Here is a 14300-nt window from a genome sequence, read left to right as displayed (position 1 = left end):
GGCGTGCGCGGCGCTGTGACTCCGGGCGGCACCGCCGCGGAGAGTATCGACTACACCGTCGTGATTCCCACCATCGGGCGTGCCGGATTGACGAACGTGCTGGCGGCGGTGAATCGGCCCGGCGGTGTCGCCCCGGCCGAAATCGTCGTCGTCGACGATCGGCCGCAGGCCGGTCGATCGGATGCCGCCGAGCCGCTGTCGTTGCCGCCCAGCGACATTCCGGTGCGCGTGGTGCGCTCGGGTGGTCGCGGACCGGCGGCGGCACGCAACGCCGGATGGCGCGCGGCCGAGTCGGAATGGATCGCGTTTCTCGACGACGATGTGGTGCCCTCACCGGAATGGCGGACGCGCCTGGCCGAGGATCTGCGCGATCTGCCGGGGCACGTCGCCGGATCGCAGGCACGGTTGTGGGTGCCGCTGCCGTCCGGACGCCGGCCCACCGACGCCGAACGCGGGACCGCCGCCTTGGCCGGTGCGCGCTGGATCACCGCGGATATGGCCTATCGCCGTGCCGTCCTCGCCGAATTGGGCGGCTTCGACGAACGTTTCCGGCGCGCCTACCGGGAAGACTCCGACTTCGCCCTGCGCGTGGTGCGGACGGGCCGCGACATCACCTCGGGCAGCCGGGTGACCACCCACCCGCCCGCGACCGGTTCGCTGCTGTCGTCGCTGCGTGCCCAGGCTGGTAACGCGGACAACGCGTTGATGCGCAGCAAATTCGGCCGCGGCTGGCGCGAGGACATCGGCGAGAGCGGCGGCCGGCTCGGCACGCATGCGGCGGTCTCCGCGGCGGGGGCCGCGGCCGTGTTCTTCGCGGTGCGCCGTCGCCGCGTACCCGCCTTGGCGTGTGCGGGTTTGTGGCTCGCGGGTACGGCCGAATTCGCCGCGCGGCGGATCGGTCAGGGGCCCGCCACCGTTCGCGAGGTCGGTGCCATGACGCTGACCAGTGTGCTGATTCCACCGGCGGCGTGCTGGCATCGATTGCGGGGGGAATGGCAGGTGGCGCGCGGAACTCGGCTGCCCCGGCCGGCGACCGGCGGATCGGGGGCCGGCGATGAGTGAACGCATCGGTGTGGTGGGAGCCGGGTACGTCGGCACCACCACGGCGGCGGGACTCGCGCATCTCGGGTTGCCGGTGACCGCGGTCGACGTCGACGCCGGCTGTATCGAACGATTGCGGCAGGGACGCACCGAGCTCCAAGAGCCGGACTTGGAACCGCTTCTGCGCCAAGGTATTCGCGCCGGCCTGCTGGAGTTCGACACCGATATCGAACGTCTGGCGCAGGCGGAGGTGGTCTTCGTCTGCGTGCCGACGCCGGCCACCCCCTCGGGCGCGGCGGACGCCAGTGCCGTCCAGGAGGTGCTCGCCGCCCTGTTCGAACTGCTCTCGCCCGGCGCGATCATCGTGCTGAAGTCCACCGTCCCGATCGGCACCGCGCGCGTGGCCGCCGAGGCGGCGGGCCGGCATGGGCTGCATGTGGTGAGCAATCCCGAATTCCTGCGCGAAAGTCATGCGGTCTACGACTTCCTGCACGCCGATCGCATCGTCATCGGTGCCGCCGATGCCGGGGCCGGTGAACGGATCGCGCGGCTGTATCACGGCGTGGAGTCACCGGTGGTGCAGATCGTCGACTTCGAAAGTGCGGAAGTGGCCAAGTACGCGAGCAATGCCTTCCTCGCGACCAAGGTGTCGTTCGTGAACGAGCTCGCCGAGCTGTGCGAAAAGGTCTGTGCCGATATCGAACTCGTCGGTGAATGTCTGGGTTCGGATCCGCGTATCGGCGCCGCGTTCCTGCGGCCGGGACCGGGCTGGGGCGGGTCGTGTCTGCCGAAGGACACCGAGGCGCTGCTGCACATCGCCCACGACAAGCAGGTGAACCTGGGTGTGCTGGAGGCCGCGGTGGTGGCCAATCGCGCGCAGACCGATCGCACCGTCGCCACCGTCGCACGGGTGCTGGGCCGGACCGGCGCAGACCTGGCCGGGGTGCGGGCCGCGCTGTTCGGACTGACGTTCAAGGCCGGAACCGGCGACCTGCGCGACTCACCGGCCCGTCGATTGGCCGCCGCCCTGGCCGGACACGGCGCGCAACTGTGCGTCTACGACCCGACCGTGGCGCCGGTGCGCGGACGGGATCTGGGCCTGCCCGCCCGAGTACACATCGTCGACGATCCCTACGATGCCGCGCGGGATGCGGACGCGGTGGTCGTGGCGACCGAATGGCCCGAATTCGCGAAACTCGACTGGCCGCGGCTGGGCGCCCTGACGCGGCGCCGAGTGATCGTCGACACCCGGAATCTGCTGGATGCCGATGCCTTGCGGCGCGACGGTTTCACCGTGATCGGCAACGGCCGGTGAGCGGGGAGCGCGGCAGAGTTCGTCGCGTTCTGTGACGCACGCCCTGCGTGAACGCCGTCGCCTGCCCGAGCACGTCGAAGCACAGATCGCGCTGTTGCGGTGAATATGCGGGAGCAGTGCGGGTAGTGCGTCGACAGGGGCCGCCGGTTCGGCGTCCCGAGCAGTTGTCCGTCGACGAAGGGAACAGACGATGCCCAAGACCACTCGGCGCGGTGACCCGAAACTCTCCGAATTGCCCAGCACCATACGGAAATCCGATGAGCACGCGCAGCGAATATTCGCCGAGGTACACGATTCCGCGATGGAGGAGTACCAGAGCGAACAACGCGCGCACCGCGTCGCCTACGCCGCGCTCAAACACAGTTACGAGAAGGTCGGCGACCACTGGGAGCCCAAGAAGCAGAAGGGTCCCTCCGACGAGCGCGCCCGGCACGGCGGCCCCGAGCCGGCGGGCAAGACCGCCGGTGGTGTGGATGCCAACGCGTCGAAACAGCATCTGCTGGATATCGCCAAGCGCCTCGACATCAGCGGCCGCTCCCGGATGACGAAGAAGGAACTGATCGAATCCATCCAGCGGTCCAACGAGCGCGCCCGCCGGAAGAACTGATTCGTCGGCTCACACCCGAAGGCCCGCCGCCTCGAGGAGGACACATGAATCGTGAAGCGGGATCACCGGTTTCGCGGAGTCTGGTTCCGGAGATCGCCGACCGCCTCGCTCAGCAGCATGCCACGGTGGTCGTCCTCGGGGACGCGGTGCTCGACGTCTGGATGTGGGGCCGCTCGGAGCGGTTGTGCCGGGAGGCGCCGGTACCCGTCGTCGATGTGCACACCACGAGCTACCTGCCGGGCGGTGCGGCCAATACCGCGGCCAATATCGCGGCGCTGGGCGCCGAGGTGCGGTTGGTGGCGCTGGCGGGAACCGACGAGCACGGCACCCACCTGCGCGACTCGCTGCGGCGCTGCGGTGTGGACACGACCTACGTGAGTGCGGCCGATGCCGAGACCGTGGCGAAATGCCGGGTGGTCGCAGGGGATCAGATCGTGGTCCGCTTCGACCGGAGCACCACCGTACCGGCGACCGGCGCCGACATCGACCGGGTGATCGACACGCTGCCCGCGGCGCTCGACGGGGCCGATGCTCTCGTGGTCTGCGATTACGACGGCGTGCTCGGGGAGCGGGTCCGGGAGGTTCTGGCCGCCCGCCGGGCCGAGCTGCCGCTGTTGATCGTCGACACCCACCATCCCGCCCGGTGGGCGGAGCTGCGTCCCGATCTGGTCACCCCGAATGCCGAGGAGGCCGCACGGGAGCTGGGGATGCCGTCGGCGATGCCGGGGCGGTCCCGGGTGGAATGGTTCGACCGGCACCGCGACCGGCTCTTCGAACTCACCGGTGCGGGCGCGGTGGTGGTGACCCTCGACCGCGACGGCGCGGTGCTGCTGCAGGGTGACCGGCCGCTGCACCGGACCTGGGCCGAGCCGGTGCCGGAGAGCCAATCTCCCGGTGCCGGAGACACTTTCGTCGCCGCGTTGACGCTGGCGCTGCTCGGCCGGTTGCCCTCGACCGCCGCGGTGGAGGTGGCGCAGGCGGCCGCGGATGTGGTGGTGCACCGCACCGGGACCTCGATGTGTTCGACCTCCGAACTGCGTGATCGGCTCGCGCGCAACGCGGGGGCGGTGTTGTCGGCACGCGATCTCGCCACGGTGCTGGCGCATCAGCGGTCGGCGGGCAAACGGATCGTGTTCACCAACGGATGCTTCGACGTGCTGCACGCCGGGCACATCGCCTATCTCAACGAGGCGAAACGGCTCGGCGACGTGCTGGTGGTCGCGGTGAATTCCGACCGCAGCGTGCGCGCGCTGAAGGGGCCGGACCGGCCGGTGAACCCCGACCACGAGCGCGCGGCCGTACTGGCCGCGCTGAGCTGCGTGGATCACGTGACCGTCTTCGACGAGGACACCCCCGCCGCCCTGCTGCGCGCGACCACACCCGACCTCTACGTCAAGGGTGGCGACTACCGCCCGGAGATGTTGCCGGAGGCGCCGATCGTGAACGGCTACGGCGGTGAGGTGCGGGTGCTGAGTTATCTGGCCGATCACTCGACATCGCAGGTGATCGCACGCATCCGCTCCGGCACCGCGCCCTAGCGGGCGGGGCGGCCGAGCTCACTGCCAGCCGAGCAGCTCGTCCACGTCCGCGCGCACCGCCGCGACGGGCACCGTGGACACCAGCGAATCACCGTGCGGGCAGCGGGGCAGGCGCTCGTCGGTGGCGTCGCGGCCACACGCGGGGCAGTGGGTCTGCCAGGAGATGAGCACGCGGTCGCGGCCGCGGCTCAGCGGTCCGGCGCTGATGACGTTGCCGATCCAGAACACCCCCACGGTCGGGGTGCCGACGGCTCGTGCGAGATGTCGCGGCCCGCTGTCGTTACCGACCAGGACCGCGGCGCGGGCGAGCGCTCCACACAGTGTCGGCATATCGGAGCCCACCAGGGTGCGCAGCCTGTCCGTGCGGGCATCGCCGTCGGCCGTGACCGGGATGCGAGAACACAGATCCGCGATTAGCGCGAGATCCGACGGGGCGCCGATGATCATCACTGTCGCGCCGCGCTCCAGGCAGTGGGTGACGATCTCGGCGAAGGCGTCCGCCGGCCAGCGCCGCCGGGAATCGTTCGCGCCGGGATGCACGATCACCAGCGGTCCGGTCACGGTGCCCAGGACCGCGTCCGCCGCGGCCCGATCCCGCGGTGTGAGCTCGACGCGCGGCTCGATCACCACCGGCGGCGCGCCGGCCAGCCCGACCACCTCCAGTGCCCGCAACACCTCGTTCTGATAGAAGCGATAGGCGAGGTTGCGGTCCAGCGCCGCTGCGCCCTCGGCGCGGGAACCGACGCTCAGCCGCGGATTCAATTGGCGCAGAAAAGGATTCGACCATGCGCCGCCGCCGTGCAGTTGCACGGCCAGATCCACCGGGCGTTCGCGCAGGCGGTCGACGAATTCGGTCTCGGCCGGTTGCGCGGGTTCGTTCCAGTCGGTGCGGGTGACCGGGAGTACCGCGACCTCGTCGACCGGCCCGGGACGATCCCGCAGCAGCTCGGCATGCAGCGCCGAGCCGAGCAGCGTGATCTCGGCGCCGGGATATGCCGCGGCCAACGCGTACAGCGCCGGGACCGCGTACAGCAGGTCGCCGAGTGCGCCGCCGCGCAGGACCACGATGCGCCGCACGTCCGGCACCGTGTCGCCGATCGGGCCGATGCTCGGACGCTCGAGGACGGGAGCGGGCTCGGGCCGGTGTGGTGCGGCCGTCGGGGTCGGGACCGTCGTCGTCTCGGACATACCGCAGCCCTACCCGGGCGCGCGCGACTCAGTCCTGGCGGATCCGCGGCTCGCCCGGTCGCCGGACAGTTCTGCTCCGGACAGTTTGCATCGCGGCGGCGCGGGCATGTCGACCACGAACCGGTTCAGAAGTCGAACGATCGGGGCCGGTCGCGAGTCGCACAACATCCATGGCACGGTTTCCGCCAGCTATGGCGCAGTTCGAGAGCGCGAGGTCCACCAGCGGCGACGCGGATCGGAGGAAGCGTGAAGATTGCGATGGTGTCCGAGCACGCGAGCCCCTTGGCCCCCTTGGGCGGCGTCGACGCGGGCGGGCAGAACGTGCATGTGGCCGAACTCGCCGCGGGACTGGCCCGACTGGGGCACGACGTGCGGGTCTACACCCGCCGCGACGACCCCGATATCCCTACCGAGGTACTGGTGGGGGCGGGATATCGCGTGGTCCACGTGCCGGCCGGCCCGCCGCGCCACATTCCGAAGGACGACATCGTCGCGTTCCTCACCGAGTTCGCCACCTTCCTGCGCCGGCAGTGGAGTGCCGATACCCCCGATGTCGTGCACGCCCATTTCTGGATGTCGGGTATCGCCGCCGAACGCGCCGCGCGCGATCTCGCCATCCCGGTCGTGCTGACCTTCCATGCCCTCGGCACGGTGAAGCGGCGCTATCAGGGGCTGGCCGACACGAGCCCACGCTCGCGCATCCAGTCCGAGCGCAGGGTGGCGGCCGGCGCGACGCATATCGTGGCGACCTGTTCCGACGAGGTCCGGGAGCTCGGCCGGATGGGTGTGCCGCGCGAGCGCACGTCGGTGGTGCCGTGCGGTGTCGACCTGTCGCTGTTCACTCCCGACGGCCCCGCAGAGGAACCGGAGCTGCCGCGGCGGCTCGTCTCGGTGGGCCGCATGGTGCGGCGCAAGGGGTTCGACTCCGCGATCGCGGCACTGTCGGAGGTGCCCGATACCGAACTGGTGATCGCGGGCGGTTCGCAGAGCGCCGAGGACGAGGCCGAGCAGGCGCGATTGCGTGCGGTGGCCGCGGAATACGGTGTGTCGCAACGGGTCAGATTGCGGGGGCCGGTGCCGCGAGCGGAGATGCCGATGCTGTTGCGCTCGGCCGACGCCGTGGTGTGCACGCCGTGGTACGAGCCGTTCGGCATCGTTCCGCTCGAGGCGATGTCGTGTGCGAAACCCGTGGTCGCCACCGCGGTCGGCGGAATGCTCGACACCGTCCTCGACGGGGTGACCGGGCGCCTGGTGCCCTCGGGTGACCCCGCGGTGCTGGCCGAGGTCCTGTGCGGCCTGCTCGACACCCGGCAGGCGCGGCAGGCGATGGGGGAGGCCGGTCTGCAACGTGCCCGCGGACGCTATTCGTGGGATCGGATCTCCAGAGATACCTCGGCGGCCTATCGACGGACCGCCGCCACGGCCGCCGCGGGCGACATCGCGTCGTCCGCTCGCTGACATCAGGAGGAACTCGCGGATGAATCAACCGACTCGACCCCTGGGCAATGTCGTCATCACCGGTGGTGCGTCCGGCCTGGGCGCGGCGACCGTACACGCGGTGCGCGCCGCCGGTGGCGTTCCGCTCGTCATCGATCGGAACCGGCCCGATACCGACGTCGACTGGGAGCAGGCCGATCTCGCGGATTCGGCGGCGGCCGAGGAGGCGACGCGAGCCCTGGCCGACCGGGCCGGTGGCCGCATCGACGGCGTGTTCACCGCCGCCGGCATCGACGCCTGCGGCCCGCTGGAGAAGGTCGACGCGGGCGCCTGGGAACGGGTGGTGCGGGTGAATCTGCTAGGCACGGCCGCCGTGATCCGCGCCGCGCTGCCCGCCCTGCGGGCGTCTCGCGGACACGTCGTCACCTGTGCGTCGACCCTGGGGATGCGGGCGCTGCCCGACGCCACGGCATACTGTGCGTCGAAATTCGGGGTGGTCGGATTCACCCGGGCGCTGGCTGCCGAGACGGCCGGTGAGATCGGCGTGACGCTGCTGATTCCGGGCGGCATGGACACGCATTTCTTCGACGACCGCTCGGAGCAGTACGTCCCCGGACCCGACGTGCGCCTCGAACGACCCGAAAACGTCGCCGACGCAGTCGTTTTCGCCCTCACCCGGCCCGCCGGATCCGAGGTGCGGGAAATGCTGGTCTGCTCCTCCACCGAATCGTCGTGGCCATGACCGTTGCCGCCGTACCGGTTTCGGATCCCCTGCGCGTGCTCGTATGGCATGTGCACGGGTCCTGGATGACCTCTTTCGTCCAGGGGCGTCATCGCTATCTGGTGCCGTCCGACCCCCGGCGGCGGCAGTGGGCACTGGGCCGGTGCGGGCGACCGTGGCCCGAATCCGCGGTCGAGGTCGCGCCGGCGGATCTGGCCGACGAGCCGGTCGACGTGGTGGTCCTGCAGCGTCCGGAGGAATTCGACCTGGTGCGCGACTGGCTCGGCCGGGTGCCCGGCCGGGAGGTGCCGGTGATCTACGTCGAGCACAACACCCCCCGCGAACACGCGGCCACCAGCCGTCATCCGATGGCCGACCGCGGCGATGTGACGTTGGTGCACGTCACCGGATTCAACCGGCTGATGTGGGACAACGGGCGCTGCCGGGCCGAGACGGTCCCGCACGGTGTGGTCGATCCGGGCTACCGGTACACCGGGGAGCTCGAGCGCGCGGCCTCGATCATCAACGAGCCGGTGCGGCGGTGGCGGATCACCGGAACCGATCTGCTCGGTGACCTGTCGCGGACCGCGCCGATCGATGTCTTCGGCATCGACACCGGCGAATTGCACAAGTGGGAGCACTGCCCCGCGACGCAAGTTCACGGCGCGGGTGACGTCGGCCAGGAACGGCTGCACACCGAGATCGCCCGGCGCCGGGTGTTCGTGCACACCGCCCGCTGGACCTCGCTCGGGCTCTCGCTGCTCGAGGCGATGTTCGTGGGCATGCCCGTGGTCGCGGTCGGCGCCACCGAGGCGCCCTGGGCGGTGCCGCCGGAGGCGGGCGTCGTCTCCACCGAGCTCGACGAGCTGGCCCGCGCGATCGGCCGCTACATCGCCGATCCGGAACTCGCCCGGCGCACCGGACAGGCCGCCCGGGCCTGGGCCGCGAAGAGCTTCGGCATCACGGAGTTCGCGCAGCGCTGGGACCGGCTGCTCACCGACACCGTTGCCGAATTTCACAGCGGGAGGCGCAGATGAACGGCCACGTCCTGGTAGCCCGCCTGGACAGCGCGGGCGACGTGCTGCTGACGGGCCCGGCCGTGCGGGCGATCGCCGCCCGTGCGCAGCGGGTGAGTTTTCTGGCGGGCCCGCGCGGCCGGGCCGCGGCGCAGCTGCTGCCCGGTGTGAGCCAGGTGCTCGAATTCCACGCCGGCTGGGTCGATTTCGATGCTCCGCCGGTGGATGCCGAATCCATCGCCGAACTGGTGAAACTCGTCGACACCCAGCAGCCGGACGAGGCGATCATCTTCACCTCCTTCCATCAGTCGCCGCTGCCGCTGGCGCTCGTGCTGCGCATGGCGGGAGTCGGGCGGATCTCGGCGATCAGTCCCGACTATCCGGGATCGCTGCTCGATGTCCGCCATCAGCTGGACGACGATGTGCCCGAAGCGATTCGGGCGCTGTCGCTGGCCGAGGCGGCCGGCTATCCGTCGGTGGGGCACCGCCTGCGGGTGCGCACCGATCTGCCGGATGTGTCCGCGCTGACCGGTGGGCCGGGCTATATCGTGCTGCATCCAGGCGCGGCCGTGCCCGCCCGGCGGATGTCGGCGCAGCGGTCGCGGGCGGTGGCCCACGCCCTGGCCGAGGAGGGATACCGCGTGGTGGTGACCGGCGGCCCCGAGGAGCGTGAGCTGACCGCCACCGTCGCCGGGGCGCACGCCCGTGATCTCGGCGGGGCGACCGACCTGCCGCAGTTGGCGGCCGTCCTGCGCGGGGCCGATGTGGTCGTCGCGCCCAATACCGGCGCCGCGCATCTGGCGGCGGCCGTCGCGACCCCCGTGGTCTCGCTGTTCGCCCCGGTCGTTCCCCAGATCCGCTGGGCGCCGCACGGTGTTCCGTGCGTGGTGCTCGGCGACCGGGCGGCGGCCTGCGCCGGAACCCGGGCGCGGGAATGCCCGATACCGGGCCATCCGTGTCTGAACCGGATCTCCGACGAACAGATCGTCGACGCGGTGGCACATCTGCGCGGCGAGAAGCCGCGGCGCTCGACCACCGCGGAACGGCACGGCGGCCCGCCCGCGGTGCTGTTCGACCGCGACGACACCCTGATCATCGATGTGCCGTATCTGTCCGATCCGCAGCTGGTGGAGCCCGTACCCGGTGCGGCCGCGGAGCTGGATCGGCTGCGCCGGGCCGGCGTGCGGATCGGAGTGGTGAGTAATCAGTCGGGGGTGGGTGCGGGCACCATCACCCCGGAGCAGTTGGCGGCGGTGACCGCGAAGGTGGAGGATCTGCTCGGACCCGTCGACACCTGGCAGATCTGCCCGCATCGCCGCGACGAAGGCTGCGAATGCCGCAAACCCCAACCGGGACTTGTCGTTTCGGCCGCCGAGGCACTCGGCACGACACCCGACCGATGTGTCGTGATCGGCGATATCGGCAGCGATGTCGAGGCCGCCGCCGCGGCCGGAGCGCGGGCGGTGCTCGTGCCCACGGCCAAGACGCGGCCCTCGGAGATCGCCTTCGCCGCGGTGGTCGCCCATGTCGCACCCGACCTGCGGACCGCGGTGTCGCTGGCACTGGCCGAACTCGACGGGAAGGACACCCTGCCATGACCAGCCCACGAGACGAGTACCGGCGCCACGACGTCGCCGGAATCGGCACCGACCTCGAGGAGCACTTCGAACTCCTCGGTGCGGCGCTGCGCCGCAATGTGCGTCCCTCGGTCGACCACATCTGCGACTGGGGGGAGCGATTGGCGCGCGTCTACCGCGACGGCGGCAGATTGTTCGCCTGCGGCAACGGCGGCAGCGCGGCGGAGGCACAACATCTGACCGCCGAACTGACCGGGCGATTCCGGGAGGAACGCCGGCCGCTCTCGGCGGTCGCCCTGCACGCCGACACCTCGAGCGTGACGGCGATCGCCAACGACTACGGATTCGACGAGATGTTCGCCCGCCAGCTGCGGGCGCACGGCCGGCCCGGGGATGTGCTGGTCGCGTTGTCCACCAGCGGTTCCAGCGGCAATGTCGTCGCCGCGGCGAAGGCTGCCGCCGACATCGGCCTGACCAGCTGGGCGTTGACCGGGCCGGCGCCGAATTCGCTGGCGTCGCTGTGCGACGACGCGGTGGCGGTGGAGGCGGAGTCGACGGCGACGGTGCAGGAAGTGCATCTGGTGCTGGTCCACGCGCTGTGCACGGCACTGGATTCCGCGCTGCGGGACCTGTCGTGACCGCACCGCTGGTCGTCGTCGGAGATGTGCTGCTGGACAGCGATATCGAGGGCCGCGCCGACCGCCGCAGTCCCGACGCGGGCGTTCCGGTGGTCGACGTCCGCACCGGAATCTGGCGTCCGGGCGGGGCGGGACTGGCGGCGCTGCTGGCCACCGCGGACGCCGGCGACGTGGTGCTGGTCGGCGGATTCGGCGACGACGAGGCCGGTCACCGGCTGCGCCGGCTGCTTGCCGGGCGCGTGCGAATGGCACCGCTGCCGATGCCGGGAACGACGGTGTGCAAACAGCGGATCCGCGCCGTCGGCCCGTGCGCTCCGGCCGCCGCGGACGGCGCGGCCGATCGCCCGGTGTCCGTGGTCCGGGTCGACTCCGGCGACGGCCGGATCGCGCCGGGCCCGCTACCGGCCGATATCGAGGCCGTATTCGATTGCGCGCGTGGAATTCTCGTCGCCGACTACGGTCACGGCGTCGCCGCCCACCCCGGAATTCGCGCCCTGCTGGCCCGGCGCCTGCGCGATATTCCCGTGGTGTGGGATCCGCATCCGCGCGGCCCGGCGCCGGTGGCCGGCGCGACCCTGGTGACACCGAATCGCGACGAGGCCGCGAGTCTGGTGGCCGGAGACGGTGACTTCGGGGACCGGGCCCGCGAGCTTAGCCGGCGGTGGTCGGCGCGGGCGGTGGCGGTCACCCTCGGCGCCGAGGGGGCGGTGCTCTACCGGCACGGTACGAAAGGGACTGTGGCCGTGGGGATATCGCCGGACCTTCGATGCGGTCCCGGATACGACGTGTGCGGTGCCGGGGACCGATTCGCCGCGGCGGCGACCGCGGCGCTGGCATCCGGTGATTCGGTGACCAATGCGGTCCGCCGGGCCGTCGATGTCGCGGCGCGGTTCGTTCGCGACGGTGCGGTGTCGTCGCCGGCGATGGGCGAGATGCGATCGGATCGTGCGGTGGTGACCGCGGCGCCGAGCTGCTCAGTGGTTCCCCCGTCATGGGCGTGACGCTGGTCCTGCGGGCGCTGGGGCTGGGTGATCTGCTGACCGCGGTGCCGGCCCTGCGGGCGTTGCGGGCCGCCCGCGGCGACGACCATCTGGTGCTGGCGGCTCCTCGATGGCTGGCGCCGATGGCCGAGCTCGCCGACTGTGTCGACGAGGTCCTTCCGACCGCCGGACTGGGCGAGCTGCGCTGGGACCGCCCGTCACCCGAGCTCGCGGTGAATCTGCACGGCAGCGGTCCGCAGAGCATCGCCGATCTGATGAAAGTCCGCACCGGACGCCTGATCACCCACCGCCATCCGGACTTTCCCGAGGTGACCGGCCCCGCCTGGCCCGACGGCGTGCACGAGGTCCAGCGCTGGTGCCGGTTGCTCGGCTCGGCCGGCATTGCGGCCGACCCCACGCGGCTCGAGATCCGGCGGCCGAGCGTCGAAGCGCCGGTGGGCCGGGTCGTGGTGCACCCCGGCGGCAGTTCGCGGGCGCGGCGGTGGCCGGCGGACCGTTTCGCCGCCGTCGCCGCGCATCTGCGGCGTCTGGGCTACCGCATCGTCGTCACGGGAAATGCCGACGAGGCCGCGCTGGCCGCGCAGGTCGCCGACACGGCGGGCCTGCCGCGGAAATCCGTGCTGGCCGGTGCGCTGACGCTGACCGAGCTGGCCGCCGTCGTCGCGAACGCCGCCCTGGTGATCAGCGGGGACACCGGCGTCGGACATCTCGCCAGTGCCTTCGGCACACCGTCGGTGGTGATCTTCGGACCTACCCCGCCGGCGTGGTGGGGACCGCCGCCCGATCCGGCCCATATCGCCCTGTGGGCGGGGCATATCGGCGATCCGCACGGTGCCGAACCGGACCCCGGATTGTTGCGGATCCAGCCCGTCGACGTGATCGCGGCAGCGCTTCGGCAACTGCGATGTTTCGGCTCCGATTCCGGTGGTATCGCCCCGTCGTTCCAATCCCGTACGGACAGTACCGAGAGAGGAGAAACGATGAGCCAGAAGGTGAATCCCATTCAGGTGCAGAAGTATCTCTCCGGCGTGGACTATCCGTGTGACCGCCGCGATATCGTGCGCGCGGCGCGGAGCAACGGCGCCGGCGCGGAGATCGTCGACGCGCTCGAGAGCATGCCCGATCGGATGTTCGACGGGCCGAACGCGGTGAGCGAGGCGATGTCCTGACCCGGATGTCGTGACCTGAATGCACCTGGGCCGCCCGCGATGCGGGCGGCCCAGGCTGCGTGATGGGGGAGTGTGCGTCAGAAGGTGAACTGATCGCCGTACGCGGTGGTCTGCACCAGGCCCGTGGGCGTCGACACCGTGGCCGAGACGAACGGGACCGCCGCGACCGGGGACGCGCATTGGGAGACGTTCAACGCGGCGTTGTTGAATGCGATGTGGTACGGGAAAGCGGTCGTGTTGTCCAGGTTGGCTGTCGCGGTGGTGGCGGTGGTGACCTGACCGGGACCGATGTTCGCGTCCAGGTTCTCGGCCAGGCCGAGGGAGCCGCCGACGCTGGGCCCGAGGTCGAATCCGGGCGGCGACACTCCGGGCAGCCCCGCACTGCCGGACGTGGTCGGCAGGCTCGGGGTGGTGAATGTGGGTGTCTCCGTGGTGGGGACGACAGTCGTCGGGGGCGTGACAGTAGTCGTGGGGGTGGTGCTCGTGGTGGACGGAACGCTCGTACGGACAGCCCTGGTGGGCGTGGACGTGGACGTGGTGCGAGTGGTCGTGGGGGAGGGCTTGGCGCCGGTGGTTGTCGTCGGAGTGGCGCTGCCGCTGGTGGCTATGGGAGCGGCGGCGGTCGTCAGCGACGGTGGCGTGAAGGTCGGGGAGATGCTCAATTCGAGCCCTTGTTCGGGCGAGATGCCCACGTCGAAACCGCCGGCCACGCTGATCCCGCACCCGAGCAGGAATCCCGCGATCGCCTGCCCAGAGGTGATCGGGTCGCCTTCGATGTTGACCGAGAAATTCCCGGTCATCTGCGCGGCATGCGAGAACGTCATGAGGTAGTTCGGTGTCCGGTCACCGGGTTGGTTCACGCCGATGTTGTCCACCGACGCGGTGAGATGGACTCCCGAACCGGTCACGTCCGTGCCGGGTGGCTGGGCGTGACTCGTTTCGCTCCCGCCGGTCCATAAGATCGACGCGACGGCGGTCACCGCGGCGATGCCTGTCGCGGCGGCGATGAAGGGACGTCGCATAGCTGGATCCTGTTCCTCGATGTCACGGCA

The 14300-nt window shown here is 70.9% G+C and carries 13 protein-coding genes; 11 read left to right on the top strand and 2 right to left on the bottom strand.

The window, feature by feature from the left end; translation table 11 throughout:
* The first annotated feature begins 3 nt into the window (after positions 1–3).
* The 4 genes from NK1_RS35350 (at position 4) to rfaE2 (ending at position 4501) form a co-directional block, all read left to right on the top strand.
* Positions 4–1062 carry a glycosyltransferase family 2 protein gene (locus NK1_RS35350; RefSeq protein ID WP_218023084.1) on the top strand — a complete coding sequence of 353 codons (1059 nt, stop codon included), beginning with the start codon at positions 4–6 and terminating at the stop codon, positions 1060–1062.
* Positions 1055–2356, top strand: a complete 1302-nt coding sequence (locus NK1_RS08765) for a UDP-glucose dehydrogenase family protein (RefSeq protein ID WP_063008034.1) — start codon at positions 1055–1057, stop codon at positions 2354–2356. Before NK1_RS35350 ends, NK1_RS08765 begins: the two co-directional genes overlap by 8 nt.
* Before the next feature lie 190 nt (positions 2357–2546).
* Positions 2547–2963: a ChaB family protein gene (locus NK1_RS08760; RefSeq protein WP_063008033.1), complete on the top strand. Its 417-nt coding sequence runs from the start codon at positions 2547–2549 to the stop codon at positions 2961–2963.
* A gap of 44 nt (positions 2964–3007) precedes the next feature.
* Entirely contained in the window at positions 3008–4501 is a 1494-nt protein-coding gene (rfaE2, locus tag NK1_RS08755) for a D-glycero-beta-D-manno-heptose 1-phosphate adenylyltransferase (protein WP_063008032.1), read from the top strand.
* A gap of 18 nt (positions 4502–4519) precedes the next feature.
* Here rfaE2 and NK1_RS08750 read toward each other — a convergent pair whose 3' ends face one another.
* The gene (locus tag NK1_RS08750) at positions 4520–5689 is read right to left on the bottom strand and encodes a glycosyltransferase family 9 protein (RefSeq protein ID WP_084460704.1); all 1170 of its coding nucleotides are present in this window, start codon (positions 5687–5689) and stop codon (positions 4520–4522) included.
* A gap of 246 nt (positions 5690–5935) precedes the next feature.
* Here NK1_RS08750 and NK1_RS08745 point away from each other — a divergent pair, with 246 nt between their 5' ends.
* Genes NK1_RS08745 through NK1_RS08715 form a run of 7 tightly spaced genes read left to right on the top strand, consistent with a single transcriptional unit; the run spans position 5936 to position 13248 of the window.
* A complete protein-coding gene (locus tag NK1_RS08745; protein ID WP_063008031.1) occupies positions 5936–7147 on the top strand; it encodes a glycosyltransferase in 1212 nt (403 codons plus the stop codon).
* Between the two features lie 19 nt (positions 7148–7166).
* Positions 7167–7868, top strand: a complete 702-nt coding sequence (locus tag NK1_RS08740; RefSeq protein ID WP_063008030.1) for an SDR family oxidoreductase — start codon at positions 7167–7169, stop codon at positions 7866–7868.
* A complete protein-coding gene (locus NK1_RS08735; protein WP_218023083.1) occupies positions 7865–8884 on the top strand; it encodes a glycosyltransferase family 4 protein in 1020 nt (339 codons plus the stop codon). Before NK1_RS08740 ends, NK1_RS08735 begins: the two co-directional genes overlap by 4 nt.
* Positions 8881–10461, top strand: coding sequence for an HAD-IIIA family hydrolase (locus tag NK1_RS36175; RefSeq protein WP_084460703.1), 1581 nt, complete (start codon positions 8881–8883; stop codon positions 10459–10461). The genes NK1_RS08735 and NK1_RS36175 overlap by 4 nt, the downstream gene beginning before the upstream one ends.
* Positions 10458–11078, top strand: a complete 621-nt coding sequence (locus NK1_RS08725) for a D-sedoheptulose-7-phosphate isomerase (protein WP_063008029.1) — start codon at positions 10458–10460, stop codon at positions 11076–11078. The genes NK1_RS36175 and NK1_RS08725 overlap by 4 nt, the downstream gene beginning before the upstream one ends.
* Positions 11075–12079 (top strand): PfkB family carbohydrate kinase, encoded by a 1005-nt coding sequence (locus tag NK1_RS08720; RefSeq protein ID WP_063008028.1) that lies wholly within the window; start codon positions 11075–11077, stop codon positions 12077–12079. The genes NK1_RS08725 and NK1_RS08720 overlap by 4 nt, the downstream gene beginning before the upstream one ends.
* Positions 12070–13248 carry a glycosyltransferase family 9 protein gene (locus NK1_RS08715; RefSeq protein WP_063905938.1) on the top strand — a complete coding sequence of 393 codons (1179 nt, stop codon included), beginning with the start codon at positions 12070–12072 and terminating at the stop codon, positions 13246–13248. Before NK1_RS08720 ends, NK1_RS08715 begins: the two co-directional genes overlap by 10 nt.
* Positions 13249–13325: 77 nt before the next feature.
* Here NK1_RS08715 and NK1_RS08710 read toward each other — a convergent pair whose 3' ends face one another.
* Positions 13326–14270: an MspA family porin gene (locus tag NK1_RS08710; protein WP_063008027.1), complete on the bottom strand. Its 945-nt coding sequence runs from the start codon at positions 14268–14270 to the stop codon at positions 13326–13328.
* Positions 14271–14300: the final 30 nt, after the last annotated feature.

Source organism: Nocardia kruczakiae NBRC 101016, assembly GCF_001612965.1.
GTDB lineage: Bacteria > Actinomycetota > Actinomycetes > Mycobacteriales > Mycobacteriaceae > Nocardia > Nocardia kruczakiae.
Note: the sequence above shows the minus strand (reverse complement) of the source record. Positions and strands in the feature narration are given on the sequence as shown.